This is a genomic window from Fuchsiella alkaliacetigena, assembly GCF_023227765.1.
In the GTDB taxonomy this organism is placed as follows: Bacteria; Bacillota; Halanaerobiia; order Halobacteroidales; family Acetohalobiaceae; genus Fuchsiella; species Fuchsiella alkaliacetigena.
Genome location: NZ_JALKBZ010000004.1, coordinates 68,442 through 95,242 on the forward strand (window position 1 = coordinate 68,442; position 26,801 = coordinate 95,242).

33 protein-coding genes are annotated in these 26,801 nt (G+C 34.0%); 26 read left to right on the forward strand and 7 right to left on the reverse strand.

The window, feature by feature from the left end; genetic code table 11:
- Positions 1 to 10: 10 nt before the first annotated feature.
- The 5 genes from MWH30_RS02090 to MWH30_RS02110 all read left to right on the forward strand — a co-directional run bounded on the left by MWH30_RS02090 (position 11) and on the right by MWH30_RS02110 (position 4,548).
- Positions 11 to 883, forward strand: coding sequence for an ABC transporter permease (locus MWH30_RS02090; protein WP_248662389.1), 873 nt, complete (start codon positions 11 to 13; stop codon positions 881 to 883).
- Between the two features lie 17 nt (positions 884 to 900).
- Positions 901 to 1,485: a CDP-alcohol phosphatidyltransferase family protein gene (locus MWH30_RS02095; protein WP_248662390.1), complete on the forward strand. Its 585-nt coding sequence runs from the start codon at positions 901 to 903 to the stop codon at positions 1,483 to 1,485.
- A gap of 21 nt (positions 1,486 to 1,506) precedes the next feature.
- Positions 1,507 to 2,319: an ABC transporter permease gene (locus tag MWH30_RS02100; protein WP_248662391.1), complete on the forward strand. Its 813-nt coding sequence runs from the start codon at positions 1,507 to 1,509 to the stop codon at positions 2,317 to 2,319.
- Between the two features lie 643 nt (positions 2,320 to 2,962).
- On the forward strand, positions 2,963 to 4,027 hold the full coding sequence (locus MWH30_RS02105; RefSeq protein WP_248662392.1) for an ABC transporter ATP-binding protein: 1,065 nt from the start codon (positions 2,963 to 2,965) through the stop codon (positions 4,025 to 4,027).
- A 137-nt stretch (positions 4,028 to 4,164) separates the two neighbouring features.
- Positions 4,165 to 4,548: a carbonic anhydrase gene (locus MWH30_RS02110; protein WP_248662393.1), complete on the forward strand. Its 384-nt coding sequence runs from the start codon at positions 4,165 to 4,167 to the stop codon at positions 4,546 to 4,548.
- Between the two features lie 38 nt (positions 4,549 to 4,586).
- Here MWH30_RS02110 and MWH30_RS02115 read toward each other — a convergent pair whose 3' ends face one another.
- The gene (locus tag MWH30_RS02115) at positions 4,587 to 4,793 is read right to left on the reverse strand and encodes a hypothetical protein (RefSeq protein WP_248662394.1); all 207 of its coding nucleotides are present in this window, start codon (positions 4,791 to 4,793) and stop codon (positions 4,587 to 4,589) included.
- 113 nt (positions 4,794 to 4,906) lie between these two features.
- Between MWH30_RS02115 and MWH30_RS02120 the strand changes: the two genes are divergently transcribed.
- Together MWH30_RS02120 and MWH30_RS02125 are read left to right on the forward strand one after the other, a co-directional pair.
- Positions 4,907 to 5,653 (forward strand): threonine/serine exporter family protein, encoded by a 747-nt coding sequence (locus MWH30_RS02120; RefSeq protein WP_248662395.1) that lies wholly within the window; start codon positions 4,907 to 4,909, stop codon positions 5,651 to 5,653.
- Between the two features lie 16 nt (positions 5,654 to 5,669).
- Positions 5,670 to 6,089: a threonine/serine exporter family protein gene (locus tag MWH30_RS02125; protein WP_248662396.1), complete on the forward strand. Its 420-nt coding sequence runs from the start codon at positions 5,670 to 5,672 to the stop codon at positions 6,087 to 6,089.
- 7 nt (positions 6,090 to 6,096) lie between these two features.
- On the opposite strand, the gene MWH30_RS02130 is transcribed toward MWH30_RS02125, so the two are convergent.
- A complete protein-coding gene (locus MWH30_RS02130) occupies positions 6,097 to 6,942 on the reverse strand; it encodes a methyl-accepting chemotaxis protein (RefSeq protein ID WP_248662397.1) in 846 nt (281 codons plus the stop codon).
- 253 nt (positions 6,943 to 7,195) lie between these two features.
- Here MWH30_RS02130 and MWH30_RS02135 point away from each other — a divergent pair, with 253 nt between their 5' ends.
- The 15 genes from MWH30_RS02135 to MWH30_RS02205 all read left to right on the forward strand — a co-directional run bounded on the left by MWH30_RS02135 (position 7,196) and on the right by MWH30_RS02205 (position 19,188).
- A complete protein-coding gene (locus tag MWH30_RS02135; RefSeq protein ID WP_248662398.1) occupies positions 7,196 to 8,434 on the forward strand; it encodes an aspartate aminotransferase family protein in 1,239 nt (412 codons plus the stop codon).
- A gap of 489 nt (positions 8,435 to 8,923) precedes the next feature.
- Positions 8,924 to 9,367, forward strand: coding sequence for a type II toxin-antitoxin system RatA family toxin (locus MWH30_RS02140; protein WP_248662399.1), 444 nt, complete (start codon positions 8,924 to 8,926; stop codon positions 9,365 to 9,367).
- A gap of 81 nt (positions 9,368 to 9,448) precedes the next feature.
- Positions 9,449 to 10,846, forward strand: a complete 1,398-nt coding sequence (gene trkA, locus MWH30_RS02145; protein WP_248662400.1) for a Trk system potassium transporter TrkA — start codon at positions 9,449 to 9,451, stop codon at positions 10,844 to 10,846.
- A 12-nt stretch (positions 10,847 to 10,858) separates the two neighbouring features.
- On the forward strand, positions 10,859 to 12,298 hold the full coding sequence (locus MWH30_RS02150) for a TrkH family potassium uptake protein (protein WP_248662401.1): 1,440 nt from the start codon (positions 10,859 to 10,861) through the stop codon (positions 12,296 to 12,298).
- Between the two features lie 206 nt (positions 12,299 to 12,504).
- On the forward strand, positions 12,505 to 12,714 hold the full coding sequence (locus tag MWH30_RS02155; protein WP_248662402.1) for a hypothetical protein: 210 nt from the start codon (positions 12,505 to 12,507) through the stop codon (positions 12,712 to 12,714).
- A gap of 299 nt (positions 12,715 to 13,013) precedes the next feature.
- Positions 13,014 to 13,295 carry an acylphosphatase gene (locus tag MWH30_RS02160; RefSeq protein WP_248662403.1) on the forward strand — a complete coding sequence of 94 codons (282 nt, stop codon included), beginning with the start codon at positions 13,014 to 13,016 and terminating at the stop codon, positions 13,293 to 13,295.
- Positions 13,296 to 13,348: 53 nt separating this feature from the next.
- Positions 13,349 to 13,870, forward strand: coding sequence for a CDP-diacylglycerol--glycerol-3-phosphate 3-phosphatidyltransferase (pgsA, locus tag MWH30_RS02165; RefSeq protein ID WP_248662404.1), 522 nt, complete (start codon positions 13,349 to 13,351; stop codon positions 13,868 to 13,870).
- 93 nt (positions 13,871 to 13,963) lie between these two features.
- Positions 13,964 to 14,713, forward strand: a complete 750-nt coding sequence (locus MWH30_RS02170; RefSeq protein ID WP_248662405.1) for an HTH domain-containing protein — start codon at positions 13,964 to 13,966, stop codon at positions 14,711 to 14,713.
- Positions 14,714 to 14,809: 96 nt separating this feature from the next.
- Positions 14,810 to 15,481, forward strand: coding sequence for a hypothetical protein (locus tag MWH30_RS02175; RefSeq protein ID WP_248662406.1), 672 nt, complete (start codon positions 14,810 to 14,812; stop codon positions 15,479 to 15,481).
- A gap of 36 nt (positions 15,482 to 15,517) precedes the next feature.
- The gene (locus MWH30_RS02180) at positions 15,518 to 16,513 is read left to right on the forward strand and encodes an ADP-ribosylglycohydrolase family protein (protein ID WP_248662407.1); all 996 of its coding nucleotides are present in this window, start codon (positions 15,518 to 15,520) and stop codon (positions 16,511 to 16,513) included.
- A 123-nt stretch (positions 16,514 to 16,636) separates the two neighbouring features.
- The gene (locus tag MWH30_RS02185; protein ID WP_248662408.1) at positions 16,637 to 16,909 is read left to right on the forward strand and encodes a YqhV family protein; all 273 of its coding nucleotides are present in this window, start codon (positions 16,637 to 16,639) and stop codon (positions 16,907 to 16,909) included.
- 24 nt (positions 16,910 to 16,933) lie between these two features.
- A complete protein-coding gene (gene comA / locus MWH30_RS02190) occupies positions 16,934 to 17,761 on the forward strand; it encodes a phosphosulfolactate synthase (RefSeq protein WP_248662409.1) in 828 nt (275 codons plus the stop codon).
- A 26-nt stretch (positions 17,762 to 17,787) separates the two neighbouring features.
- On the forward strand, positions 17,788 to 18,522 hold the full coding sequence (locus MWH30_RS02195) for a 2-phosphosulfolactate phosphatase (RefSeq protein ID WP_248662410.1): 735 nt from the start codon (positions 17,788 to 17,790) through the stop codon (positions 18,520 to 18,522).
- Between the two features lie 27 nt (positions 18,523 to 18,549).
- Positions 18,550 to 19,002, forward strand: coding sequence for a DUF441 domain-containing protein (locus tag MWH30_RS02200; protein WP_248662411.1), 453 nt, complete (start codon positions 18,550 to 18,552; stop codon positions 19,000 to 19,002).
- Between the two features lie 9 nt (positions 19,003 to 19,011).
- Positions 19,012 to 19,188 (forward strand): hypothetical protein, encoded by a 177-nt coding sequence (locus MWH30_RS02205; RefSeq protein WP_248662412.1) that lies wholly within the window; start codon positions 19,012 to 19,014, stop codon positions 19,186 to 19,188.
- Here MWH30_RS02205 and MWH30_RS02210 read toward each other — a convergent pair.
- The 3 genes from MWH30_RS02210 to MWH30_RS02220 are packed head-to-tail and all read right to left on the reverse strand — an operon-like array spanning position 19,176 to position 22,047.
- The gene (locus tag MWH30_RS02210; protein WP_248662413.1) at positions 19,176 to 20,420 is read right to left on the reverse strand and encodes an MFS transporter; all 1,245 of its coding nucleotides are present in this window, start codon (positions 20,418 to 20,420) and stop codon (positions 19,176 to 19,178) included. The two genes, MWH30_RS02205 and MWH30_RS02210, sit on opposite strands and share 13 nt — an antisense overlap.
- Positions 20,421 to 20,440: 20 nt before the next feature.
- A complete protein-coding gene (locus tag MWH30_RS02215; protein WP_248662414.1) occupies positions 20,441 to 20,737 on the reverse strand; it encodes a ferredoxin family protein in 297 nt (98 codons plus the stop codon).
- Complete coding sequence (locus MWH30_RS02220; RefSeq protein WP_248662415.1) at positions 20,737 to 22,047, reverse strand: FAD-dependent oxidoreductase; 1,311 nt, start codon at positions 22,045 to 22,047, stop codon at positions 20,737 to 20,739. The genes MWH30_RS02215 and MWH30_RS02220 overlap by 1 nt, the downstream gene beginning before the upstream one ends.
- Before the next feature lie 269 nt (positions 22,048 to 22,316).
- On the opposite strand from MWH30_RS02220, the gene MWH30_RS02225 reads away from it, so the two are divergent.
- Together MWH30_RS02225 and nth are read left to right on the forward strand one after the other, a co-directional pair.
- Positions 22,317 to 23,087: an alpha/beta hydrolase gene (locus tag MWH30_RS02225; RefSeq protein ID WP_248662416.1), complete on the forward strand. Its 771-nt coding sequence runs from the start codon at positions 22,317 to 22,319 to the stop codon at positions 23,085 to 23,087.
- Between the two features lie 13 nt (positions 23,088 to 23,100).
- Positions 23,101 to 23,742, forward strand: a complete 642-nt coding sequence (gene nth / locus MWH30_RS02230; protein WP_248662417.1) for an endonuclease III — start codon at positions 23,101 to 23,103, stop codon at positions 23,740 to 23,742.
- Here the strand turns inward: nth and MWH30_RS02235 are convergent.
- Both MWH30_RS02235 and MWH30_RS02240 read right to left on the reverse strand, forming a co-directional pair.
- Complete coding sequence (locus MWH30_RS02235; protein WP_248662418.1) at positions 23,739 to 24,014, reverse strand: EscU/YscU/HrcU family type III secretion system export apparatus switch protein; 276 nt, start codon at positions 24,012 to 24,014, stop codon at positions 23,739 to 23,741. The two genes, nth and MWH30_RS02235, sit on opposite strands and share 4 nt — an antisense overlap.
- 14 nt (positions 24,015 to 24,028) lie before the next feature.
- Positions 24,029 to 25,432: a flagellar hook-length control protein FliK gene (locus tag MWH30_RS02240; protein WP_248662419.1), complete on the reverse strand. Its 1,404-nt coding sequence runs from the start codon at positions 25,430 to 25,432 to the stop codon at positions 24,029 to 24,031.
- A gap of 117 nt (positions 25,433 to 25,549) precedes the next feature.
- Here MWH30_RS02240 and MWH30_RS02245 point away from each other — a divergent pair, with 117 nt between their 5' ends.
- Positions 25,550 to 26,029 carry a hypothetical protein gene (locus MWH30_RS02245; RefSeq protein WP_248662420.1) on the forward strand — a complete coding sequence of 160 codons (480 nt, stop codon included), beginning with the start codon at positions 25,550 to 25,552 and terminating at the stop codon, positions 26,027 to 26,029.
- An 18-nt stretch (positions 26,030 to 26,047) separates the two neighbouring features.
- Positions 26,048 to 26,692, forward strand: a complete 645-nt coding sequence (locus tag MWH30_RS02250; RefSeq protein WP_248662421.1) for a uracil-DNA glycosylase — start codon at positions 26,048 to 26,050, stop codon at positions 26,690 to 26,692.
- The last annotated feature ends 109 nt before the right edge of the window (positions 26,693 to 26,801 follow it).

Consider the following 26,801-nt stretch of genomic DNA (forward strand, 5'->3'; position numbering starts at 1 on the left):
GGGAGTAACTGTGAAGCTAGTTAATTCTTCATTTTGGAAACCATATTTATTATTGTTACCAGCCTTAATTATTTTAGTAGGTCTATTTTTAGGGGGAGTAGCTTTGGCTATAATGCAGAGTCTAGGTTATTTTCCCTTATTAGGCTTAGAAGAGTTTACCTTTGATTATTTTCGGGAGATTTTTGCTGATCCTCATTTTTTAACTTCACTAGGTTATAGCCTCTATATCTCGCTTGTTTCAGCAGTTATTTCAGTTATAGTAGGTGTTTTCTTTGCTTTTCAGCTAATGAGGTTAGCAGATAGATATCGGGTGATTAATATTTTGTATAAGCTACCTATTATTGTACCTCATATTGTAGTAGCTCTTTTGATTTTCTTACTTTTTACTCAGAGCGGTTTTTGGGCCCGCTTAGCTTATAGATTAGGCTGGATAGAAGAGATGTCTCAGTTTCCAGCCTTGATTTTTGATCGGCGAGGAATAGGGATTATCTTTGCTTATTTATGGAAACAGATTCCCTTTGTAACCTTAATAGTTTATACGATTTTCAAAAATATTAATCAACGTTGGGAGCAGGTAGCTTTGAATTTAGGTGCTAGTAAAATACAGGTTTTCTGGAATATTTATTTACCGCTAGCTATGCCGGGAATTGCTTCAGCATTTATAATTATTTTTGCTTTTTCCTTTGGAGCTTTTGAGATTCCTTTGCTTTTGGGCCCGAGTTACCCCCGCACGCTACCAGTACTGGCCTATCAAAGATATGCTAGCTCTGATTTAAGCCAACGGCCCTATGCGATGGCAATTACAGTGGTGATTTCTTTGATTAGTATACTGCTTATTTTAATATATAAGAAGATAATGGACTATTATCAATTGAAAAAATAGAGTAAGGGAGGTAAAAGATGCTTGATACTAAAGCGCGTAAATTAGTCGAACCTTTAATTAATAAGTCAGCTAGAAGCTTATTGAATTTTGGTTTATCCGCTAATCAGGTAACTTGGTTGGCTTTTATAATCGGTTTAACTACTGGTTTCTTTATCTATCTTGATCATTTCCTTTTAGCAATTATCTTATTATGGTTATCAGGCTTTTTGGATACTGTAGATGGCTCTATGGCTAGAGAGATTAATGAGCCTACTTCCTGGGGAACTTTAATAGATATTACCTTTGATCGAGTAGTGGAATTATCCTTTATTATTGGCTTAGCTTTGCGTTTTCCTGAAATACAGTTTAGTTTATTATTGATGTGTGCTAGTATTATCTTATCTATGACTGTATTTTTAACTGTAGGCCTCCTGTCGGAGAAAGAAGGAATTAAATCTTTCTATTATCAAGCTGGTTTAATGGAAAGATCCGAAGGCTTTATTCTCTTTACTTTAATGCTGTTATTTTGGGAAGGGATTTTTGTAATTACCTTGTTTTATGCTGGGGCTGTTTTGTTTACTGCTTTGCAGAGAATGCTGGAAGCAAGGAAGCTTTTAAAGTAATTTGTTAGAGGAGCTGATGGTGTGCAGAGGAGTCATTTAATCAGATTAATTATAGTTAGTATAATATTATTTATATTATTATTTCCTTTGGTCTTTCTAGGTATCTGGTCAATTGGCAGTAGCTGGCCTTGGCCTTATTTAATTCCTCAGACTTTAACTTTAGAAGTTTGGCTTGATTTTTTTAGCAGCGGGAATAAAGCTTGGTTAGCTTTGCGAGAGAGCTTTATTATTGGCAGTGGAGTGACTATTTTGGCAGTTATGATCAGTATCCCTGCTGGACGATCTTTAGCTTTTTATCAATTCCCAGGCAAAGAACTGATAAAGTTATTAGTTTTAGCTCCGATTATTATACCTCCTCTGGCAGTAACCATGGGCATCCATATTAATTTTATGCGTTATGGATTAAGTGGAACTATTTGGGGAGTGATGCTAGTTCATTTAATTCCTACTATCCCTTATTCAATTAAGATTTTAACCGATACCTTTAGAGTTAATGGCCAGAAATTAGAGAGGCAGGCCCAGGTTTTAGGAGCTAACTTAGGGCAGCGTTTTTTTTATGTGACTTTTCCCTTAATTAAACCGGGAATTTTAGCGGCGGGAATTATGGTCTTTATTATCTCTTTTAGCCAGTATTTTTTAACCTTTTTAATGGGAGAAGGACGGGTAATTACCTTTCCAATGGTCTTATTTCCTTTGGTAGAGCAGGGAAATAGAACCTTAGCAGCAGTTTATAGCTGGGTATTTATTTTGGCTATTTTAATTTTTACTGTTATTTTGGAATTGATTTTAAAAGATAGAGTTAAGGGTGAAAGTGATTTCTATATTGTTGACTAAACAGAGAATAGATAAGTTCAAGATATTAAAAGCTATTGGACACAGACTAAAATCTGACTAAGTTCTGACTAGACCTTAAAACATAAAATCAAAAACTTAAAGAAACATTAAAATTAAGTTTGAATTACATACGCGTCAACTTAATACACATTTTTCTAGTTGATTTGTTCTTTTATAGATATATTGTTATAAAAGACCTTAAGTTTGAAAACTTGGAAACACGCGCCCAGAAGCGACGCCATTATTTTGGCTAGTTATTACTCTGGCGACGCTTGACCCTTAGCTAGTCATTACTTTGGGAAGTGCCCTTGAGGTGAATCAACACTAATGAGCACGAATAAGTTCAAAACATTAAAAAACAAAATTATTTAAAGGTTTTATTAGTGTTAATTCAGCCCAAGACTTCACCGCAAGGGTACTAGCTTCGCGTCGCTTCTTCAGGGATTATCATCCCTTCAGGGCGCATGCTCATTAGTGGTTTCAACAGGTTTTAAGGTTTTATGTTTTAGTCAGATTTTGTCAGAACTTAGTCAGCGTCTAATTGTTTTTGAACTTTATTTTTTGACCTTAATTTATCCTCTATCATTTATCACCTGTCCTCTGAAACAATAGAACGATATTGCTTTAATAAGGAGCAATCAAAATGTCTAAACTAGTTCTTGAAAACTTAAGCAAAAATTTTGCAGATAAACCAGTATTAAAAGAAATAAATTTGAGTATTAACTCCGGTGAATTACTTGCTTTGCTAGGCCCTTCAGGTTGTGGTAAAACTACTACTTTAAAGCTGATTGCTGGGTTATTAGCAGTTGATGAAGGAGATATCCTGTTAGCGGGAAACTCAATTATAGATGTTCCTACTGAAAAGCGAGAGGTAGTCTTAGTTTTTCAGGACTATCTATTATTTCCTCATCTGAACGTAGCTGATAATATTGCTTTTGGCTTGAAGATGAAGGGAGTAGCCAAAGATTCTAGAAAAAAGCGAGTAACAGAGCTGTTAGACCTAGTGAATCTTTCTGCTTATCAGAATTTTTGGCCTAATCAGCTTTCAGGAGGTCAAGCTCAGAGAGTAGCTTTGGCTAGGGCCCTAGCAGTTAATCCTAAAGTGTTATTGTTAGATGAACCATTTTCAAACTTAGATGCTAATTTAAGAAAAGAAATGCAGGGGCTTGTTCGTCAACTGCATGAAAAAGAAGAGATGACTACTATCTTTGTTACTCATGACCGCCAAGAGGCGATTGCTATTGCTGACCGAATTGCGGTAATGAAAGAAGGAAGGATAGTTCAAGTTGCTAAGGCTGAGGAACTATATAAAAAACCGAATAATAAATTTGTAGCTGATTTTTTTGGGCGAACAAACTACTTATCTGCTCAGTTGCAGGAGGGATTTTTAGTTGCTAAAGCAATAAAAATACCATTGACTAAGCTTAATTGCTATCCAGATAATCTTGAAGATGAAGTAGAACTATTGATTAGACCAGAACTTATTAAGTTGAAAGATAAGGATGAGAAATTAAATAATGATCAACAACAGATGATACTTGCCGGAAAAATATTAGATAGAAAGTTTTTAGGTGAAAAAATACGATACTCATTATTGATTGAAGATAACTTTAGCTTAGAAGTTGTCACTTTAGCAGATGAAATGTTTGAGCTAGATACTGAAATAAAAGCAGTTATTGACCCCGCAAATATTTCTTTATTGAGTTAAAATCGAGCAACTTAATTAAGTTATTGAGATTAATTAGAGATTAAGGTAGGAGTTTTTATAAAAAAAGAGAATATGTAACTAATAACAGGTATTTCGTTAAGAAGCGAGGCTGATATTTTTAAAGGGAGGTGGAGTTAATGGAAGAGGGAAGTTTTGTGACTGCTATTAACTGTATAGACGGTAGGGTACAGTTACCAGTTATTAATTGGTTACACGAGGAGTATGGGGTTGATTATGTAGATATGATTACTGAACCAGGGCCCAATCTCATTTTAGCAGATGAAGAAGATAAAGCAACTATTAAATCTATTAAGAATAGAGTAGAGGTTTCTACAAAGAAACATAATTCAGAGCTAATAGCAGTAATAGGTCATTATGATTGTGCTGCTAATTTAGCTGATAAAACAACTCAGATTGAGCAGATTAAGGATTCAATTGAATTAGTTAACTCTTGGAATTTAGGAGTTGAAATTATAGGACTTTGGGTTAATCGTGATTGGCAGGTTGAAACAGTAGTTTAAATTAGTTTTTTATTTTTGCATGATAATACTAAGGATCATTAATAATGATCCTTAGTATTATTTGTTTTTTTCTTCTCTTTTTCTTGCTGTTTAATTGGAGTCAGCTCTTCGCTCATTTCTACTAACTCCTTTGCTATTCGTCTTTGATATTCTAAGGTTATCCAACCAAATAAGGCCGGCATACTTTGAGGAGGTGGGGAACCTTTCTCCCTCTCTGGATCATGATTAGGCATTTTTTCAACCATATTTTAGGCCTCCTTTAAGATAGTATGTCCTATTTTAATTCAAATAATAAAGGAATTATTTTTTTTTGCCAAAAGTTATTATTTAAATAGAATTTTTAAAGGAGGCAGCTGTCTTGCAGCAGCAAGTTTTACTTTTAGTTACTTTAGTGGGAGAAACATTACTTAAAAGCGGAGCTGAAACGCATCGAGTCGAAGAAACGATAATTAGAATTGGCAATGCTTATAATTTTAATAAAATAGAAGTGTTTGCTTTACCTACAGGAATTTTTATTTCTTTAGAAGATCAGAGTGGTGAAAGTTTGACTAAAATAACAAGAATCAAACATCAACTTATCGATTTAAAAAAGGTTTCTTTAGTTAATGATTTATCACGGCGAATTGTAGCTAAGAAGATTACTTTAGAAGAAGCTCTTTTGGAAATGAATGATATTAAGTCTGGAAAAGATAGTTATGCAAAAATAACTTCCTATTTAGCAGCAGGGATAGGAGGAATGACCTTTACTTATTTTACCTTTGGTTCAGGCTGGGAATTATTAGGAGTCTTTTGGGGAGCTTTTTTACTGGAGATGTGGTTAGAAAATAATAAAATTAACAAGTTTATTTCTCAGATAATCAGTGGTTTTATAGCTTCTTTTTTTGGAGTTGGATTGAGCTTATTATGGCCTAGTTTGGATAAGAATGCTATTATTTTGGGAATTGTTATTATTTTAGTACCAGGTTTGGCAATTACTAATGCGGCTCGGGATTTGATAGCTGGTGATTCTTTAGCAGGAATAATTCGAGGAATTAATGCTCTTTTAACAGCTTTGGGTATTGCTTTAGGAGTAGCTGCTGTATTAGGACTTAGAAGTTTAGTTTAATTTGAGGAGGTCAAGGATGTTAATTGATACTTTAACGGTTTTTTTAGCTACAGTAGCCTTTGGAGTTATTTTTAAGCTGCCTAAGCGGGCCCTATTTAATAGCGGCTTGGCTGGTGTTGCAGGTTGGGGAACTTATCAGTTAGTTTTTACTTTAGTGGGTAATCGGATTTCAGCTAGCTTTTTTGGAGTAGTGGTACTTACTATCATTGCTGAAATAAGTGCGCGAATATTAAAAGAACCTGCTACACTTTTCATAGTAGCAGGTATTATTCCTTTGGTGCCTGGGGCTCAAGCTTATTTTACTATGTTATATTTAGTGGAAGGAGAGTATCTTTTAGGCTTGGAAAAAGGAATAGAAGCTTTTTTAATTGCAGGTGCTATTTCAGCTGGAATTGTCTTTATAGGAATTTTTACTAAGTTAAGTAGATCAGAATAACAATTAATCAAACCATTTTTTTAGCAAATTCGGATAGTTTGTCAGACATATCTTTAATGGATTGAATAGTTTCTGAAATAGATTGGATTTCTTCAGCTTGTTGAAAGCTAATTTTTTCTATTTCTTCTACTCCACTATTAATTCCTTCATTGCTTTCCTGTAAAGTCCTTAGTATTTCCTCAATCTTTTCTAAGGAAGAAGCAGTATTATTAGCTAACTGTCTAATTTCCTCTGCTACTACTCCGAATCCTTTCCCTTCATCTCCAACCCTAGCAGCTTCAATAGCAGCGTTTAATCCCAATAGATTAGTTTGATCAGTAACCTCTTGCACAACGGTTAATACTTCATCGGTTTCTTCTACCTTTTGAGTTAATTGATCTGCATTTTCAGATAACTTAGTTCCGATGGAAGCTAATTCTTCCGATTCTGCTGATAAGGTTTCAATAGTGTCAGCAATTTCTCTCATGGAGTTTAATAAATTATCTGACATTCTATACATTTCTTCTTGTCTTGCTAAACTTTTGTTAAGAGAAATAGCTGCAAAAACTTCTCCATTTTCATCTTTGAGGGGAACTCCTATTCCAACATAGGGGATGCCGAAATTAGTTTTTTCAGCATCTATTTTTTTAACCACCCTTCTTCCCTCGCGCATTGCTGTTCCAGCTATTGTATGTTTTTGAACCTCGCTTCCTATTGGAATTTCAAGATCAATATTTTCTCCCTTATGATAGGCTATCCATTCGTTGCTCTCAAGATGCGCTACCGCTACGGCTAAATCATCCATAGTCATATCATTTAATAAAGGAGCTACATTTAATATGCAGTCTAAAATATTTTTACATTCTTTTGACAAAATAATTCCCTCCCTCTTTTTAAATTAATTTATATTTTTATTGAAAAAACTCTCCCTGTTACTTTACTGATTTCATAGTTATTACCCTAAACTCCTGCCTGAGCTTCTAAATTTTCAAAAAATTTTTTATTTTACAATTAAAAATAAGAGAAAGCTTGAAGATTGGAGATTTTAATGGTAACATAGTATATTTTTAATGAGCATTTCAGATAATAAGTTTAGTCTTTATGCTAATAAGTGGGGAGGGTAAAAGATGGATTTAACAACTGAGACTATTGAAATGTATCATGATAGTTTAAATCCAGCTTTAGCTAAACTGTTTAAATTTATGGGTTTAGATAGTGTTGAAGTAGAAGCAGAAGGAATGATTATTAAAGATAATCAAGGCAGGGAGTATTTAGACTGTGTCGGAGGGTATGGTAGTCTTAATTTTGGTCATCGTCCTCCAGAAATAGTAGCAGCTGTGAAAGAACAGTTAGGAAGAATGCCCTTAGCCAGCAAACTACTATTTAATCGTCACTTGGCTGAATTTACTACTGAGTTAAAAGAGCTTACTCCAGGTGAATTGCAGTATTCTTTTATTTGTAATAGCGGGACTGAAGCTGTAGAAGGAGCTTTAAAGTTAGCTCGCCTTTATACTGGTAAAAAGGAGATTATTTCTACTATTAACTCTTTTCACGGGAAAAGTATGGGAGCATTAAGTGCTACCGGTAGAGAACAGTATAGTAAGCCTTTTGCTCCTCTAGTAGCGGGATTTAAACATATTCCCTTTGGAGATGTGGATGCTTTAACAGTAGCTATTAGTGAAGAAACAGCTGCTGTAATTTTAGAGCCTATTCAAGGGGAAGGAGGAATAGTTATTCCGCCAGCTGATTATTTAGCAGAGGTTAGAGGAATTTGTAATCAGCAAGGGGTGTTGATGATTGTAGATGAGATTCAAACAGGTTTAGGAAGAGTTGGTAGTAACTTTGCAGTAGAAGCTGCAGGAGTAGTACCAGATATAATGACTTTAGCCAAGTCTTTAGGTGGGGGAGTAATGCCAGTAGGAGCTTTGATAGCTAAGCCTGAAGTTTGGGAGCCTTTTATTGAATCGCCTCTGTTACATACTTCTACTTTTGGCGGCAATCCTTTGGCAGCAGTGGCTGGCAAAAAAGCTTTGGAGATTTTAGAGAGAGATAACTTAGCTTTGCAGGCTAAAAGGATAGGGACTAAGCTTTTAGCTGAACTGGAGAAGTTGAGTCTTAAATATTCTGATTTAATTACTGAAGTTAGAGGTAAGGGATTATTGATTGGGATTGAGTTAGTTGATGAGGGAGTAGGTGGAATGTTAATCTCTGAACTGATTGATCGTGGTTTATTAGCAGTCTATACTCTTAATCAACCGCAAGTGATTAGAATTGAACCCCCTTTGATTATGAGTGAAGAGGAGATGGATAGAGTTATTGGTATTTTGGAAACTGCATTGGAGGCTGTGTTAGAGCTGAAATCGTGATTTTTTGCATTAATATTGGTATATTGTTTCATTCGCGATATAGCTATTATCGAAAGCCTGAGCTAGTTGATATGTTTCAACCACTTGCCGTTCAGTCGGCTTCCTGCCTCCTTCTCTCTCAAAAATAGCCCTCCCGGCGTCCGTGCCTTCGGGCTATTTTAAGAGTCGCTCTTTGAAACATATCAACTTGTAGGTTTTCGTTATCAGCACGACCAAATGGGTGTTTATAAGCGATATTAAAGTTTATTTTTTAGTACTACTTGACGAATCGGAGCTCAAATAAAAGCAAGCTAATTTTTCTAATTAAAATTAGCTTGCTTTTATTTGAGTGGAGATGAGTCTTAGAAGTACTAAAATAAACTTTTCTAGCGTTAAACACCCATTTGGCCCCCACGCTCAGTGCAACATTAGACCGATATTTTTTATTTTTTAGCTGTTCATTATTCATTGTTAATTGTTAATTGAAATAACAAAACAGGAGGAATAGCCATGCCTTATGTAGAGAACACTATCTTAGTTAACGGTAATGCAGACGATGTATATCAGCTAGCTAGCGATATGGAAAGATATCCTCAGTTTATGGAAAATGTACGCAGCGTAGAAGTTTTAGAAAGAGCAGGAAATACCACCGTTACTGCTTGGGAGACTGAGGTTGATGGTAGAGAAATCAACTGGAAAGAGAGAGATTACTTTGATAAGCAGCAGCAAAAAATTTATTATGAACAGATTGAAGGTGATTTAGAGGAGTTTAAAGGACAGTGGAAGATCACTGCTCAAAAAGAAGCTACAAAAATAACCTTAAGCGTAGAATTTGAATTTGGAATTCCTATGTTGGCCCCAGTTTTGAATCCAATTCTTAAGAGGAAGGTGGCTTCCAATTCTGAAGCTATGCTGAAGGCAATTAAGGAAGAAGTTGAGGGAGAAGAAGGTTAAGTTTACTCTGGATTTAGTTATTATTTGTTGAGCTTAGACATAAATTTTAATGATATTGCTTTTGGAGAAAGTGGGTGCAATATGACTGATTTACTTTCTAAATTAAAAACTGTTAAACAAGACTTGACTTCTACAGTTACTCAGCAGGCCTTAATTTATGGCGCTAATACCATTGGTTTTAAGTTGGCCCAACAATTAACTAAGCTCAGCAGAGATGTGGTAATCATTGCTGAAGATGAGCAGCGTTTAAAAAGAATTCAAGAAGAGTTAGATGTTATGGCCTTGGTTGGTAGTGGCGTTGACTTAAAGACTTTAAAGCGGGCCCGAATCGGAAAAACAGCACTGATCTTAGCTGTTTCTGAGAACGATGAAAAGAATATTTTAACTTCAATTTATGCTCATAAATTAGGCGTGGAACGAATAGTTGCTCAAGTTAGTGATGATGATTATCTAAATAATAATGATTTTCTAATCAATACTGAACTGGGAATTGATTTACTAATAAATCCCGAGGAAGTAGTAGTAGAGCAGATTGGAGACTTAATTCGGCCTAGTATGGAGTCAGGAATTGAAAGCTTTATTGATGGGAAAGTACAGATTTCAGAAGTTACTATCTCTCATCGTAATCCCTTTGCTTTTAATAAGATTTCTCAGCTTAATCTACCTAGAAATTCATTAATTATCGGCGTATTAAGAAGAAATAGGCTCTTTATCCCCTACGGAGAACATAAGCTTTATCCTGGTGATACTATTTATATTTTGGGTAAAAAAGGCTTTAGAACTAAGTTAGGTCAGTTATTAAGTAAGAATCGGCGTAAAAAGCAGAAGGTTGTTTTAGCTGGTGGTAGTGAGATCAATTATCGTTTGGCCCTTAATTTAGCCGGAAAACAGAGTATTTTAACTTTAATTGAAGCTAAGCAAGAACGTTGTGAGGAGTTAGCTGAAGAAATTTCAGACCTTTTAGTTTTAAACGGCAAAGCTATAAATATCGACTTACTTAAAGAAGAGGGGATAGAACAGGCAGATGTTTTTGTAGCTGCCGGAGCAAATGATGAAGAGAATTTATTAACGGGTTTGGCTGCAAAAAGCTTAGGCTGTAAAAAGGTAATTACTATTGTTAATAGCTTAGAGTATAGTTATTTTAGCGAGATTGTGGATGTAGATACTATTTTAAGTCCCCAAATCTTAGTTTTAGAAAAGATATTAGACTTTCTTCATCAGGGACAAGTAGATACAGAAACTATACTTGATGGGCAGATGCATCTTTTGAAATTAGAAGTACCTGATAGAGTAGGTCGGCGTAAATTAAAGTTAAAGCAACTTAAGCATGCTTCGGATTTGATAATTGGAGTGGTAATTAGAGATGAAGAACTGATAATTCCTGATGGAGAACTAAGACTTAGAGTAGCAGATCAGTTATTGGTCTTTACTTTAACAGCTAAAAATAATCTGCTAGCTGAGCTTTTTGGTGACGTATAGGAGGCGGATAGTGTGCGCGTGAAAATAGTATTTAATATGCTAGGAAAATTACTGATATTTGTAGGTTTAACCAAAATTTTTCCTTTGTTAGTAGCTCTGCTTTATAGAGAAGTAGATGTTCTTTCTTTTTTAGTTTCTTTGGGTCTAACTATTAGTGTAGGTCAGGTTATGCAGAAGTTTTCTTATTCTAAACAGGAGATTAGACATCGGGAAGGCTTTGCTATTGTGACTTTAGGCTGGGTTTTGATCTCAATTTTTGGTGCTATTCCTTTTATGTTGTCAGGAATTTTTGATAATTTTGTTGATGCTTTCTTTGAAAGTGTCAGTGGTTTTACTACTACTGGAGCTACAGTGATTATGTCCTTAGAAAGTCTACCTAATAGTATTCTTTTTTGGCGTAGTTTGAGTCACTGGTTAGGGGGAATGGGTATTATTGTGATGTCCATTGCAATTTTACCTGAATTAGCAGGCTCTATGCAGTTATTTAAGGCTGAAGTACCCGGGCCAGTTCACGATAGATTAAGACCGCGAATTAAGGAGACGGCTAAGACTTTATGGGTAATCTATCTTTTATTAACTCTGGCTCAGATTATAATGTTAAGCATTAATGAGGTTCCTTTTTTCGATGCCTTGATTCATTCTTTTGGTACTCTTTCTACGGGAGGTTTTTCTTCTCGAACTTTGAGTGTTAAGATCTATGATAACTTAATTATAGAAGCTATTATGGTGTTCTTTATGTTTTTAGCTGGAACTAACTTTACTCTTCATTATCAGGTTTTGAGGGGAAATGTTAAAGCTTTAATTGATAATAAAGAGTTTAGATTTTATGTTTTTTTGGTATTAACAGCGATCACTTTAATTACTATTAATTTACGCTTACAAGTTTACAAGACATTAATAGAATCAATACGCTATGCTGCTTTTCAAACTCTAGCGATTATAAGTACTGCTGGTTTTGCTACTGTGGACTATGATATCTGGCCTCCTTTTGCTCGAGGGATTTTATTAGTATTAATGTTTATTGGCGGCTCTGCTGGTTCTACAGCCGGCGGGATTAAGATTATTCGGGTTTATGCTTTAATGAAGAAGGGCTTTCAGGAATTATATAAGTTAATCCATCCCCGGGCCGTAACCTCACTTAAAATAGGTAATCGGGCTGTTTCCGAAGAGGTCTCCACTAGTATCCTAGGCTTTTTCTTTCTGTATATTGTAGTTTTTGTAATCGCAGCTATGACTTTAACCTCTTTTGGGATAGATATAGTTAGCTCTATTTCTGCTGTAGCTGCTACTTTAGGTAATATTGGGCCCGGGTTGGGTTTAATAGGACCTTTAAATACTTATGTTTCTTTGCCAGTAGTAGGAAAGCTATTATTAGCTTTTTGTATGTTATTAGGCAGATTGGAGATATATACTGTTTTAGTTTTTATGTTATCTGGTTTTTGGAGAAAGTAAATTAAGCACCTATGGCCTTTGTACCATGGATTTACATATATTATAATATATGCTATAATGTAAAAGATGCTATGTTAATATGTTAAGAGGTTTTTTATTTATCATTAAATTAAGTGACTTTTTCTATAAAGATATTTAATAATTTATTATATAATTATCAGCTAAGGACAAGTTAAGAAATTAAAACTTAAGAGGAGGGATATTAATTGGGAGAAGGAGAGTTATTGGCACAGATAGTCAATATTTTAGATGAATTAAAGGCTGTGCATCAGCAGATAGAAGACTGCAAATCTCAGCAATTTATTGAAGAAAAAGTGAAAGAAGTTTATTGTTTAGCCACTATTTATCAGCGAGAAGAACTGGGAAGGATTAGCTATAATCTTTATCAGGATTTAACTAGTAAACAGGTTACTTAAAATTTAGCTCTAAATAAAAAGATCTACTGTTATAACAGTAGATCTTTTTATTTATTCACAGATAGATTAGATTTTTTGGATAATAAGCAGGAGAAACATTTATTTTATAGAAATTTGTTCAAAGAGTGTAACTTTTAATTTTACTTCCTTATTTACATAATTGTTAAAAATAGTCTTTATGGGAATAATACTTAATAGAGTTCTTCTGTAATGGATACTTGAATAATTAAGAGGCTCTTAATTATTCAAGTTAGGAGTAAAATTATAAAATATTGAATAATTGAAAGGATGGTATAATTATGTCTGAAAAAAAAGCAATTAAGGTGTCAGTAGCAGGGAGGATTCAAGGGGTTGGATATAGAGCTTTTGTCCAACAAAAAGCAACTAAATTAGGTCTTAAAGGCTATATTAGAAATTCTGATGGGAGTGAGGTAGAAGTAATTGCTGAAGGAGCAGAAGATTCTTTAGAAGAACTATTGGAGCTTTTGGAGTCAGGTCCTAATAGAGCCGAAATTGAAGATGTTAATTGGGAATGGATTGAACATACTGGGGACTTTATTAGATTTAGTATTAACTATTAAATAAAAAGAGATTATTTTTTAATAATGTTGGGGAGAGGTGGAGGGGATTACAAATGAATATGGCTAATAAACTAACTCTAAGCAGGATTCTAATAATCCCTATATTTTTAGTTGTTTTTTTGATTGAATTACCGTATCATAGATTAATTGCTGGCTTATTAATCTTTATTTCAGCAGCAACTGATTTTTTGGATGGTTATGTAGCTAGAACCTTTAATCAGACCTCAGAATTAGGCAGATTATTAGACCCTTTAGCTGATAAGTTAACAATGATTGCTGTTTTTGTTGCTTTAGCTATTAATCGTTTATTGCCAGTTTGGTTTTTAGCAGTGATAATTGGGCGGGAAGTGATTATCTTAGCGGGAGCACTTTTGGTTTACTTTAGAAAAGATGATGTACAAATTATCAAATCAAGTAAGTTTGGTAAGTTTGCCACAGTGGCTCTTTATATAACTGCTTTTGCTTATATAGTAAAGTGGGAGGCTCTACAGTTTTTCATATTTTTAGCTATTCCTTTGACTATAATATCTGGAGTTGACTATTCTTTAAAAGCATATAGTTACTTTTTAAAGTAGGTAGACTAGGGTCTACCTATTTACTTTTGTTATTAAGTACGATTTATGATCTATATAAATTAGCTTTTATTGATTTAGGGAGGAATTAAAAATATGCTTGAGACTGATAAGTTAAAAGAGGCCATGACCATTTCAGAGATGGCTTATTTGATATTGACGGAAGCTAATGAACCCTTGCATTATAAATCAATTTTTGCAAAGATATCTCAAGTTAAGGAAGTTAAAAATCCTAGTTCAGTTCAGTCCTGCATTTATTCTCGAAATGATTTTATTAGAATGGGGGATGGTTATTGGGGTTTAGCAGAATGGTTAATAGATGGTTTAAGTTTTATTTATGAACTGGATTACCAGGACTGTCAACGTCAGACTTTGGAGGTGAAGACTGATTATCAGTTCTACTTTCCTATTCAAGAGGTAGTAACTGAAATTGAGTTTGAAACAAAAGCTAAAACTTATCTTTGCTCTAGTAGAGGTAGACAGACCATTATGGCTGATAAGCTGCATGCTGATTTTGAGCTTCAGCCGGGCTCTAAATTGATAATCGAGGTTTTAGATATTAATAATTTTAAGTATAGCTTAGATGATTTTAATATATCGCCTTCAGAACTAGATTTAACAGAGCAGAATAAGTTACTAATAGATTTAGCTTTTGAAGTTCTCAAGGAAGAAGAAGGTATTATGAGTAGTGCTCGTTTATTAAGACGTATTTTAATTAAGTTATTTAAAGCTAAACAAAGAAAGTTTAAGCTTGAGCTAGATCCTTTACCGCCTATTTCCAAACTTTTGGCTACTGATCCTCGTTTTGTTGAAAGCCTATCAGGTATTTTTACTCTCGATATTTAATCTATTAATTTGAAATTAAGCAGGGATTCTTTATTTAATGTAGAATAATATAAGTGATAATGTAGAAATTACTAACTTATAAAGGGAGGAAGCATAGTGGGTTACGAAAAGGAAATCGACTTAAGTAGCTCAAAGCCGAGATTTAATTATTTAGACAAGCTAAACTTTGCTAAGAACTTAGTAATTGATCTGTTACCAGCAGAGCAGGAGATAAAATCAAAAATGAAGCTGCTTTATAATGAACTTGAAAAATTAACTGAAATCTTAGCAAATAAAAACTCTGAACGAGCTCAGCAAATGATTAAGGATAGTGACGGTTTTTTAAGTTTTGTTTATTTTGCTAGTGAGGAAGAAATCTATTTAAAGATTAAAGATAAGTTTGACTTGGATCCTAGCTATTCTTGGCAGGTGTGTAATAAAATCTATGATAGATTAAATGAAATTTCTAAGCAAATTGATAATTTATCTGAAATTACTGCTGAGGATATTTCTCAAATTCAAAAGTCTTTAATGCAGATTGCTATTATATTTAATAACAATTTATGTCAGGAGTTGAATGAGAATAAGTATTTAGTTCGTCATTTGAATGCTATTTATCACTGCTTACGGGGAGAGTTTAACGAATCACTATACCAAAATGGTAGTTTGAAAACGGAATGGGATGCCTTAGCAAAGGCTAAAAGTGAGTATGAGCGAGCTTTAGACTTCGATGAGAACTTAGTTAAGGCTCAAGAAAAATTAGCTAAAATTGAAAAGATAGTTATTTAATTACTGGTCCCTGATCTTTGATTAGGGGTTTCTTCTTTGGAAATAACTCAGAAAGGAGTTAGTCGACTGGTGAAGCTGGGTTTAATAAAAGATAAGTTCTTAGGTGCTTTAGTTGGAACTATGGTTGGTGATGCTCTAGGAATGTCTATGGAAGGTAAAAGTTATCAAGAAGTTAAGGAGCAGTACGGAAAAATTGTAAATATGATAAATAGTAGGTTTGGTGCTGGTACTTATACCGATGATACTGAAATGATGATTGGAGTTGCTGAATCTTTGCTTGATTCGCAGGGTTTTGATGGGCAGGATATGGCGATGAAATTCTTAAATAATTTTAATTTAAATCGGGGTTATGGAGCCGGAACTTCTCAGGCTTTAAATAATATTGAAGCGGGTATTAATTGGCAAGAATCCGGTAAGAAAATCCATGGAAATGGCTCTTTTGGTAATGCAGCGGCTATGAGAGTGGCTCCGATTGGAGTATTTTATCACGATGATTATCAATTATTGGTGAAGCGGGCCCGACAGTCGAGTCATATTACCCATGCTCATCCTTTAGGAAAAACTGGCGCTGCTTTACAGGCTTTGACTGTGGGTTATGCTTGCAATCAGGATCCTGAAACTGATTTGACGGTTAAGTCCTTATTAGATTTGCTTAAAGATTTTACCGAGTCACAAGAGCTTTTTAAGCAAAAGTTGAAATTAGTAGGGGAATTTTTAGAGGAGCCTCCTGCTAAGGAAGAAGTGGTTGCTAAGTTAGGTAATGATATTAGAGTATTTAATTCGGTACCTACAGCTATTTATTCCTTTTTACTTAATCAAGGAGACTTTGTTGATGCTGTTACTTATGCTATAGGCTTAGGAGGAGATGCCGATACTTTGGGAGCTATGACTGGAGCTATAGCTGGAGCTTACGGAGGTTTAAATGCAGTTCCTAAAGAATGGCTAGAGCTAATGGAAAATAAGGAGAAGGGTTTAGAATATATCATAGATTTAGGTAAGCAGCTCTTTGAATTGAAGTATAAATCAATCTAATTTAATATATATTAAAAGAACTTCTGGTTTTAAAATACTTAAGAAGTTCTTTTTTTTATTTTTTTTTAGTATACTATATAATAGCATATCCTAGATATTTATTAACTTTGTGGAGGCTGAATAATGATATTTATTAGAGATAAAGTAGTTTCAAGCATGGCTTTATTGAGAATCATCTCCGGAATAGTTGAGCTTAGTGCTGCTTTATTAATGTTAAAGTTTAATTCAATAGAGAAAGCATTACAGATAAATTCAGCTTTAGCTTTAGTAGGCCCTACGGTATTAGTATTAGTGACAGCTATAGGCTTAGCTGGAATTTCGGCAGATATATCCTTGATGAACTTTGTAGTTATAGCTTTAGGAGTAGTTTTAATTTTAATAGGAATTAGACTTTAATTTATAATCTGGGAGGGATTTGTTATGGAGGAAAATAAGGGTTGGGAAATAGATATTAAATTTCCGCTACAGGGTCGACAGAAAAAACCGCGTCAAGTAGGATTAACAATGGTTTTGGATAAAGGGTTGGGGTTGACTAGAACTGAAGATATTTTAAATCTGGCTGATGATTATATTGATTTTTATAAACTGAGCTTTGGTACTTCAGCTCTTTATAAGCCTGAACTTTTAAAGGAGAAGATAGAGCTAGTAACTGCTTATGGAATAGATATCTATCCTGGCGGTACTTATTTAGAGGTAGCTATTAAACAGGATAAGCTAGCTGAGTACTTACAAAGAGCTAAAGAGTTAGGCTTTAGTGCTATTGAGGTTTCTGATGGGACTATTAGTCTAAGCTCAGATTTGCGTTCCCAAACTATTAAGAAGGCTGTTAAGCAAGGCTTTAAAGTTTTGAGTGAGATTGGAAAAAAGGATAAAAGAGTGGAGTTTGAAATACCTAAAATGCTTAAACAGTTAAAGCAGGATCTAGATGATGGTGCTTACAAAGTAATAGTTGAGGCTAGAGAGTCTGGAAAAGGAATTTCTATTTATGATGAGCAGGGGAAACTGGAGAAAAGAAAATTAGAACAGCTATTATTGGGGGTGGATAATAAAGATGATGTTATTTGGGAGGCTCCTTTGAAGAGTCAACAAGTAGAATTGATTAATACTTTGGGCCCTAACGTCAATTTAGGTAATATAGCTCCCACTGAAATATTAGCTTTAGAGTCTCTACGGGTGGGTTTAAGAGGTGATACTTTTAGAACAGCTCTTTTGCAGGAGGATAACTGGGATACTTTTTCTCAAGTTTAGTGATTATAAGAATAGAGGTGATATCTATGAAAATTGAACTAATATTAACTGCCGATTCAATTAAAACAGAGCGGGTTAAAGGTAAAGCAACAGTCGCTATTGACACCTTTAGAGCTACTAGTACAATTTTAACGGCTTTAGCTCAGGGAGCAAAAGAGGTAATTCCTGCTTTAAGCGTAGAAGAGGCTCTTAGTTATAAAAATACTCTTTCGGATGTAATTATAGCTGGAGAAAGAAAGGGAGAAAAAGTTGAAGGTTTAGATTTAGGTAATTCGCCTGTGGAGTATCAGGAGCAGCAAATTCAAGATAAAAGCTTAGTTTTAACTACCACTAATGGGACTAAGCTTTTATTAAATTTAAGTTCTGCCCGGAGAATATTAATCGCTGCTTTTTTGAATTTAAGTAGTATAGCTAAAGCGGTTAAGGGAGAAAAAGAGTTAATAATCTGTTGCGCTGGCAGCCGAGGTGAATTTTCTTTAGAAGATTTTTTAACTGCTGGAGCTTTAATTTATAAATTAAAAGGCTTAAAAAGTGATTTAAAATTAAGTGATCTATCTTTAGTAGCTTATCAAAACTACTTAACTAATCAAGGTCAACTAGCTAAGGTCTTAAAAGAGAGTGAGCATGGAAGACGGTTATTGGCCTTAAATAAAGAGGCTGATATAGACTATGCTTTACAACAAGATGCTCTTTTTTTAGTTCCTAGTTATTCGGAGGGGGTTATCAGTTGCAAAAGAAAGAGTTTAGAAAATAGCTTTTAAAATAAGAAAAGGTGTGGTAATTTAGCTGTGGAATACCTATTACTTTTTATTATTTTTGCACTGGGACTGTTGGCTAAATCGGATTTGATTGCTTTGGCAGCTGTGATTCTTTTTGTAATTAAAGTTTTAGAGCTTAATCTATTATTTCCTTTTTTAGAAAATCAGGCTTTGGATTTAGGTTTGTTATTTTTAACTTTAGCCGTTTTGACTCCTTTAGTCAGCAACTCTACTTCTAGTTCAGAGCTGTTGGCTATTTTTAAGTCCCCGGTAGGGATTGCTGCTTTAATAGGAGGATTGTTAGCTACTAAGTTAAACGGAGTAGGTCTTAACTTATTAGAAAGTGATCCTCGTTTGATAATAGGTATGGTTTTTGGTTCTTTAGTGGGGATTATATTTTTAGATGGAATTCCAGTAGGGCCGTTGATGGCTAGTGGACTTACTGCTTTGCTGGCCCAAGTTTTTCAAATAATACTTAGTTAGGGTGATTAAATGAGTGGTACTTTAAGTTTAGTTTTAATTCCCTTAGCTGGGGTTTTATTGTGGTTGCATTTTCGGCATCCTTATCAAGATCAAGAGGATAAAGATAAAAATAATTATAGTCATTTTTTTAAACAAGTTTCTGAACAAAAAAATGAAGATCAAGAAAAAAAAGATCAACCTTCTTGATCTTCATCATTATTATCTTCATTATCATTTTCGCTGGAGATGATTTTTCCCTCTTTTAAAAAAAGGAAGATTAATACTGCACTTGAAATTCCTACAGTTGCTCCTCCAAAGTACATGGTCTGTTCGCTAATTCTGTTTAAAAGACTAAAAGTAGGAGGGCCAAAGGCTACTCCAATAAATCTGACACTGCCATACAGTGAAGTAATACCTCCTCGTTCTTCACTGGGAGTGGAACTGGTAACTAGAGTATTAACTGTAGGCAGAATTAAGCCGCTTCCCAGACCTAAAACAGAAATCAAAGCCATAAAAAGATATAGATTACGAAAGAAAGGCAGTAAAATTAAAATAATTCCGTTGATCACTAAGCCCAAAGAAAGAGCTTCTTTGAAATATTTTTCTTTTTTCTTTAGATAAAGCCCAGTAAAATAAGAGGTAGTAGACATAAAAAAGATAGGAATGGCAATTACTAAGCCTTTAGTTAATTCTTTAATATTATATCTACTTTCTAAAATATCAGATATGTGGGCGAGTACACCGAATAGCAGGAATAAAACTACCATTCCTCCTAATAGACTTAAGAGTAGAGAAATCCCCCTTTTCTGAAAAATATCCTTGATATGTCCTGCGTATTCTTTAATGGTTTGTTTTTTAATATTATCTTCAGGTTCTTCAGCTAATAACCAGATGCCAATAGTGACCGGGACTGCCAATAAAGCATAGGCAAAGAAAAGAGCATACCAGATAATTAAAGCAATAGCTGCTCCTAAAATAGGGCTTAAAATCTTTCCAACTCCATTGGCTGACTCAATTATTCCTAAAGCTTCGCTACGTTCTTTGATAGAGAATATATCACCTACTAAAGCCATTACAATTGGAGCAGTTCCTCCAGCTCCAATGCCTTGTATTACTCGACTTGCTAGAATAATATTATAAGCATCGCTACCTAAAAATAAGCCAGCTAAGCCAGCAATTAGGCCTCCGCTGCCGTAGAGTATTAAAGAAGGGATGATTATTCTTTTACGCCCATATCGATCTGATAAAAAGCCTAGTATGGGAATAGAAACAGCTGCTGATCCTGAAAACAGAGTAATGAAGAGCCCTACTTGAAACTGGCTAATATTTAAAGCAGCACTGATTCTAGGAAATTCTGGAATCAACATCGAATTACCTAAAACCATTAAAAAAGGTACTGTAGCAAAGGATGCTAACATAGCTCTATACTTTTTTTCCATTAATTAAACTCCTCCTAAACTTAAGAACGTTGATAAATAACACCGTAACCTCCGTGAGGGTACTCCCAAGCTATATTTTCATAAGGACAACCGTAAGGACAAGCTAAACATTCAATACATCTTTGGTAATCCACTCTGATTTCATTTTGCTTTCCTTGCCAGGAAAAAACCCGCGTAGGACAGTAGTAAGTGCAAGGTTTATTTTCGCATTTTTCTAAGCATACTTCCTTCTTTTTAATACTAATATGAGATTCATCGTCTACTTTAATATCTACGTAATCTAGAGGTGAACTTTGCTCTTTATTGAAATTTCTCATTAGAAAAACCTCCAATGTTTTAATCCTGAATAGAGATCACTAAGCAATTTTTGATCGGATTCTATATTTAAGAAATTACTTTTTATTTTTTTAAATTTAGCTTTCTTCTCCTCCAAACCAACAGTGAAAAATTGATAAGCTGCTTTATTTGTTGCTTTAGATATTAAAAAATCGCCATCTGGATGTTTTTTATAGTATTGATTTTTACCCTTTTGATTTTTGATATCTTTAATAAAGAAACTATTTTTAAGCTTTTTTTCGTAGTTTTGAAGCAGCTTGCTGGTGAAATCTTGGGCAGCTTGAGCTTGAGCTATAGTTTCTGCTGCATAAAGCCCACTTAACATTGCTAGATCTAATCCGCGACGACCGCTAACTAATGTAGCTGCATCACCTGCTACCAAAACTCCATCATCATAAAATTGAGGAAGATTAGTATAACCTCCTTTAGGGATAATATGAGCTTTATAGGCAGTTGTTTCTGCTCCAGCAATTAGTCTATTAACTAAAGGATGAGCTTTAAAGTTGCTTAATAGCTGATAGGGACTGAGTCCTTTATTATTAATTTGATTTAAATAACCACCTAGAATTATAGAAAGAGATTCTTTATTAGTCCAAATTCCACCTCTACCGCTAACGCCAGCAGTAGGATAACCGATCATACCTATATTACTTCCTTCATTCTCGGAAAGTTGAAAGCGTGATTCGATAACTTCGGCAGGTAGAGCTACTTCTTCTTTAACATAGAGAAAAAGATCGGAGCTTTCAATTTTACCTCTTAAACCAGCTTTTTCAGTTAAAGGTGCATTAGCTCCTTCGGCTAGTAAAACTACATCTCCGTAAATGATTTCTCCATTATCTAGCTTTACTCCATCCACTTTTTCTGTTAATAAGCCGGTTTTTTCATAAACTAAATCAGTAACTAGAGTACTAGTTATTAATTTAGCTCCAGCCTTAACGGCTTTTTGAGCTAACCAGTAATCAAAGTTACTTCTGATTACTGAAAATTTATTATAGGGTTCTTGATTGAAGTCTAAGCCAGTAAAGCCTACTTTAACGGCTGAATTTTTGTCCATTAGCCATAATTCATCGCTGACTATAGTTCTTTCTAAGGGAGCTTCTTTCCAGAAAGCAGGGATGATTTTAGCAACTGGCTGGCGATAGATACTGCCGCCGAACATATTTTTACTGCCTGGCTCTGCTCCTCGTTCGATCAACAGAACAGATATATTATTTTGAGCTAGTACTAAAGCAGCAGTAGAGCCAGCGGGCCCTGCCCCTACCACGATAGCATCATAACGATCACTTTTCACTTCTGTCACCTCTTATATATTGGACTTAGATAAATACAGTTTTAGTCTTTACGCTATCAGATAATTTATTCCTTAATTTAATTATGTAATATAGTACATTCTTTGACAGGATAGTTTAAAATAATCTTATTTTAGTAAAGGAGTTTTGATTAAGATATAGAATAATTTTTAAAGACTTAATAGAATACTGATTTTAAGAAATTAACTAATATTTTTTTGAATTCAGCTAATATAAATGATATAATTTATTTCGATAGGGAGTGATTGGGGTGGAAAAGCCGGTTTTATTTGGTAAAGAAGGAAGTGAAATGGTAGGTATCTTGCACATTCCGGACTCTAAAACTGATTATCCTAAGCCAGCGGTTATAATTTGCCATGGCTTTAAAGGAGATAAAGTGGGCCCGCATCGGATTTTTGTAAAAATGGCTAGGAAGTTAGCAGAAAAAGGTATTGTTGCTTTTAGATTTGATTTTCGTGGTTCCGGTGATAGTAAAGGGAGTTTTAAAGAGACAAAGATATCTAGCCAAATTGAAGATGGCTTAGAAGCAATTAAATTTGTTAGTAAACTAGAGCAAGTTAATAGTTCTCGTTTAGCCTTATTAGGCTTTAGCTTAGGAGGTTTAATTGCCAGTTGTGTAGCAGCTAGATCAACAGGAGTTAAATTTTTAGTTTTGTGGTCTGCTATTGCTGATTTAGAGGAGGTTTTTACTGCTAAAAGTTCCGCTGAAAATTTAGCATCATTAAATGAACAAGGATATATGGATTTAGGTGGACTGAAGTTAGGAGCTAATTTTGTAGAAGAGTTAGAGCAGATAGAACCTTTGGCCGAGATTGAAGAGTATCAAGGTTCCGCCTTTATTATTCACGGTAGTGAAGATCAGGTAGTACCGGTTAAACACTCTGAAGAGTACTATGATTTGTTTTCTGCTCAAAACTGTCGAAAGCACATAGTATTAGGAGCTGACCATACTTATAATAAGTCCGAATGGGAGGCAGAAGTTTTGAATAGAACTTCCCAATGGCTAATAGAAAATATTTAAAGTGAGGGATTTTATGAAAGAGCAGAAAGAAGTAACTGAAATTTTAGAACTATTGGCAGCTGAATATCCAGCTCCAGAAACCGAATTAAACTATGACACTCCTTTTCAATTATTAATTGCTACTATTTTATCAGCTCAAAGCACTGATAAGCAGGTCAATAAGGTAACTTTAGAGCTTTTTGATAAATATCCTCGGGTTACAGATCTAGTAAAGCTGAGCTTAGAAGAGTTAATAGCTGAGATTAAAGGAGTAGGTTTATATAGAAATAAAGCTAAATATATCTTAGATAGTTGTAAAATTTTAATAGACAAGTATGATTCTCAAGTGCCACAGACGAGAGAAGAGTTGTTGGAATTACCAGGAGTAGGTCGCAAAACAGCCAATGTAGTCTTAAGTTGTGCTTTTGGTTTTGATGCTATTGCAGTAGATACGCATGTATTCAGGGTTAGTAATCGTTTGGGATTAGCTAATAGCGAAGGAGTTTCAGCAACTGAAAATGATCTAATGGAAATTATTCCCCAGGAAAAATGGTCTCAAGCTCATCATTGGCTTATCTTTCACGGGAGAGAGCTATGTAAGGCTAGGAATCCTCGTTGTGAGGAATGTTTTTTAAGTAATTCATGTGATTATTATAGTAGCTTAGCTTCCAATTAAGCCTTATTATCCAGTTGATAGATAAAGCTTAATACTTCGGCTACTACTTGATAGAGTTCTTCCGGGATTTCTTCTTTAAGATCCAGTTTGATTAAATTTTCTACTAAATCGGGATCTTTATGAATCGGGATTTCGTTTTCTTTAGCTTTTTCAATAATTTTTTGAGCAGTTTTTTGATTTCCTTTGGCTATTACTTGAGGAGCTTCATTTTCTTTTAGATCATATTTTAGAGCTACAGCTTTCTTTTTTTCTTTATTTTTATTTGCAGACATTATTTGTTCCTCCTTTAAATTTTGATATCTATTTGGTGTAATATTGAGTCTAGGTCCGAAGGATTAGGTTCTAAAATTTGGTCTTCTAAGTTAAAATTATCTTGGTCGTTTTTTAAAATTGAATAATCAAGTTTTTGAATTTGAAAGTCCCAACTTTCTATTTTAATCTTTAAAGAATCTATACTATTCTTAATTAAATTTAAAGTATCTTTTGAAGCAGCTTTAATATCTAAGTTTAATTTTTGTTGGTGGAAGTCAAGCTTTATATTCATTAGACCTAAGTTATCAGTTTCCAACTGTAGGATTAGTTTAAAGCTGTTATTTTTAGTAGCTTGCTCAGACTTTTGGTGGCGACGACGGTAGATAATTAAGTGACCTGTATTTACCTGTTGATTAAACTGAATAGGCAACTGTAAATAGAGAAAAGTCTTGTCATCATTTCCTTTATTATGCATAATTAATTGTTGCTTGGTTAAATTATTAATGAGATTATCGATAGTTTTGCTAGGTAGCTGTTGACTGCTACTTTTTAAGCTCATTAATAATGATTTAAGCTTAGAGTTATTGTTAAACTGATTGTTCATTAATATATCTCTTTCTAGATTCAGACCTAAATTTAGAATTGTGGACTTAAGTTGATGAGCTGTAAAACTGTTGCTGCCTTGATTTGTTTTAAGAATAAAACTATTCAATTGTTCTGCTGTTTTGGGAGGACTATTATTTATTAATTCTGTTAAGTCAGCAGCTAAGTCAGGCTTTTCGTTTAAAAAATTAGCTAATAAATCAATACTGGCTTGATTAATATTTAGATCGGCTTTTTTTAAGAAAATAATCGATTTTAATAGTAAAGATAGATCTTTTTCGGTAGAGATTAAGTTTTGAAGCTCTGTAATTAATTTTTTGCTAATTGGCAGTTGGTACTGTAGTAAACTTTCTACTATTTTTTGATTACTTTCTGTTGTTGGAAGTTCTAATTTAGCTAAAATGTCGCTTATACTTTGAGAACTTAGTTCTTTTTTAAGTTGAGGATTAGTGATAATTTGTTTCAGTTTTTCTGGACTGATATTTTCCAATAAATCAGTATTTATATTTTCTTTGTTGCTTAAAAAATTGTTTAATAACTGGAGGTTTGATTTGTTGATTTCCAAATTGGCTTTTTTTAAGAGAAGCATCGATTTTAGTAGTAAAGATAGATCTTTTTCGGTAGAGATTAAGTTTTGAAGCTCTGTAATTAATTTTTTGCTGATTGGCAGTTGGTACTGTAGTAAACTTTCTACTATTTTTTGATTACTTTCTGTTGTGGGAAGTTCTAATTTAGCTAAAATATCGTTTGAGTTTTGAGAATTTAGTTCTTCTTTAAATTGAGAGTTTGAATTAAGGTCCTTTTTTACTTCAAAAGGTTGATCAGGAATTTTCATTAGTTATTTTGCCTCCTGTTTCTTTGCTTTAATATAAGTTTTCTGCATTTATAGTTATTAAACCTTTTATAAAGTTAATTTTACTAAGATTAATAGTAATTAGGAGTTGGTAAGTAGATGTTCTTATTTAAAGACTATCAAATAAGTGATTGTAAAGTGAAAAATTTATTGATAGCTTTGGGCGAAAAAGTTATCAATAACTATCCTTTAATTATATTAGAATATAATCAACAACTATCTGGAGAGTTAAAAGAGCTAATAACTAAACTGATTAATAATCTACAAATCTGTAGTCAATTGGAAAGTAGGATTACTAATTTACAGTCTGCTTTGATTAACGAATCAAGCAGTGAACGAATAGGTTACTATCAAGATTCATTAAACTGTAAAAATCAGAAGCTAGAACAGCTTAATTTAGATAATTGTCGGCTATTGATTTTAATAGGTAATAGGTTTTTTGAAAAGAGGTTATTAAATGATTCACATGAATTTAATAATATTTATGTACGTTTAGAGGCTTTATTAGAACAAGGGAGCTGTTTGCGATTAAATAATTTTTCTTATTTAGGCAGAGTGGCTAATCAACAGGGGGTTTAGGCGGAAAGGAGCTTGGTGATGTTATTTCAAGAAGGGAAGAAGCAATTAGACTTACTAACTGAAATTAAATCTTCTAAAAAGAAGTTGAATAGCTTGCAAGAGTTAAAAAAAGTAGCTTTACAGTGCCAAAGATGTAGTTTGCGCCAGGGCTGTACTCAGGTTGTTTTTGGAACTGGTAACTCTAATAGCCCACTGATGTTTGTTGGTGAGGGCCCGGGAGCTGTAGAGGACAAACAAGGGCTGCCTTTTGTTGGTAAAGCGGGTCAGCTTTTTAATAAGATTCTGGCTGCTGCTAAAATTGAAAGAGAAGATGTTTATATTAGCAATGTAGTTAAATGTCGACCTCCTAATAATCGGAATCCTAAACTGAAGGAAATGAAGTCCTGTCTTTGGTTTTTGGCTCAGGAGATTAAGTTATTAAATCCAACTATTATTGTTCCTTTAGGTTCAGTAGCAGTTAAAGGTTTATTAGATCCAGAGGGCAAAATTACTAGAATGAGAGGGAGGTGGATAGAAAAGGCTGGTTATTACTTTTTACCTACCTTTCATCCAGCAGCTTTATTGCGTAATGAAAGCTGGAAGAAACCGGTTTGGCACGATTTTTTAAAGATTAAAAAGGCTTATCAACGCTACTGGGAGTTAAAGGAGCAAGGAAAGTTTTAAAAAGATCAAGATATCTCTTGACAAGGTTTAGATTATATGTTAGACTGTTAAATGTCGCCTGAAAGAAAGAGGCCTTTTGTGCCTCGCCGAAAAAAAGATTTTTCGACTT

What these genes read in the sequence shown, in the direction of transcription:
- pgsA (WP_248662404.1), top strand. Translation starts at nt 13,349, where the DNA reads ATGAATATGGCTAATAAACTAACTCTAAGCAGGATTCTAATAATCCCT.
- MWH30_RS02240 (WP_248662419.1), bottom strand. Translation starts at nt 25,432, where the DNA reads ATGAAAATTCCTGATCAACCTTTTGAAGTAAAAAAGGACCTTAATTCA.
- MWH30_RS02170 (WP_248662405.1), top strand. Translation starts at nt 13,964, where the DNA reads ATGCTTGAGACTGATAAGTTAAAAGAGGCCATGACCATTTCAGAGATG.
- MWH30_RS02235 (WP_248662418.1), bottom strand. Translation starts at nt 24,014, where the DNA reads ATGTCTGCAAATAAAAATAAAGAAAAAAAGAAAGCTGTAGCTCTAAAA.
- MWH30_RS02125 (WP_248662396.1), top strand. Translation starts at nt 5,670, where the DNA reads ATGTTAATTGATACTTTAACGGTTTTTTTAGCTACAGTAGCCTTTGGA.
- MWH30_RS02245 (WP_248662420.1), top strand. Translation starts at nt 25,550, where the DNA reads ATGTTCTTATTTAAAGACTATCAAATAAGTGATTGTAAAGTGAAAAAT.
- MWH30_RS02205 (WP_248662412.1), top strand. Translation starts at nt 19,012, where the DNA reads ATGAGTGGTACTTTAAGTTTAGTTTTAATTCCCTTAGCTGGGGTTTTA.
- MWH30_RS02160 (WP_248662403.1), top strand. Translation starts at nt 13,014, where the DNA reads ATGTCTGAAAAAAAAGCAATTAAGGTGTCAGTAGCAGGGAGGATTCAA.
- MWH30_RS02250 (WP_248662421.1), top strand. Translation starts at nt 26,048, where the DNA reads ATGTTATTTCAAGAAGGGAAGAAGCAATTAGACTTACTAACTGAAATT.
- nth (WP_248662417.1), top strand. Translation starts at nt 23,101, where the DNA reads ATGAAAGAGCAGAAAGAAGTAACTGAAATTTTAGAACTATTGGCAGCT.
- MWH30_RS02140 (WP_248662399.1), top strand. Translation starts at nt 8,924, where the DNA reads ATGCCTTATGTAGAGAACACTATCTTAGTTAACGGTAATGCAGACGAT.
- MWH30_RS02095 (WP_248662390.1), top strand. Translation starts at nt 901, where the DNA reads ATGCTTGATACTAAAGCGCGTAAATTAGTCGAACCTTTAATTAATAAG.
- MWH30_RS02215 (WP_248662414.1), bottom strand. Translation starts at nt 20,737, where the DNA reads ATGAGAAATTTCAATAAAGAGCAAAGTTCACCTCTAGATTACGTAGAT.
- MWH30_RS02110 (WP_248662393.1), top strand. Translation starts at nt 4,165, where the DNA reads ATGGAAGAGGGAAGTTTTGTGACTGCTATTAACTGTATAGACGGTAGG.
- trkA (WP_248662400.1), top strand. Translation starts at nt 9,449, where the DNA reads ATGACTGATTTACTTTCTAAATTAAAAACTGTTAAACAAGACTTGACT.
- MWH30_RS02115 (WP_248662394.1), bottom strand. Translation starts at nt 4,793, where the DNA reads ATGGTTGAAAAAATGCCTAATCATGATCCAGAGAGGGAGAAAGGTTCC.
- MWH30_RS02105 (WP_248662392.1), top strand. Translation starts at nt 2,963, where the DNA reads ATGTCTAAACTAGTTCTTGAAAACTTAAGCAAAAATTTTGCAGATAAA.
- comA (WP_248662409.1), top strand. Translation starts at nt 16,934, where the DNA reads ATGGAGGAAAATAAGGGTTGGGAAATAGATATTAAATTTCCGCTACAG.
- MWH30_RS02195 (WP_248662410.1), top strand. Translation starts at nt 17,788, where the DNA reads ATGAAAATTGAACTAATATTAACTGCCGATTCAATTAAAACAGAGCGG.
- MWH30_RS02135 (WP_248662398.1), top strand. Translation starts at nt 7,196, where the DNA reads ATGGATTTAACAACTGAGACTATTGAAATGTATCATGATAGTTTAAAT.
- MWH30_RS02185 (WP_248662408.1), top strand. Translation starts at nt 16,637, where the DNA reads ATGATATTTATTAGAGATAAAGTAGTTTCAAGCATGGCTTTATTGAGA.
- MWH30_RS02210 (WP_248662413.1), bottom strand. Translation starts at nt 20,420, where the DNA reads ATGGAAAAAAAGTATAGAGCTATGTTAGCATCCTTTGCTACAGTACCT.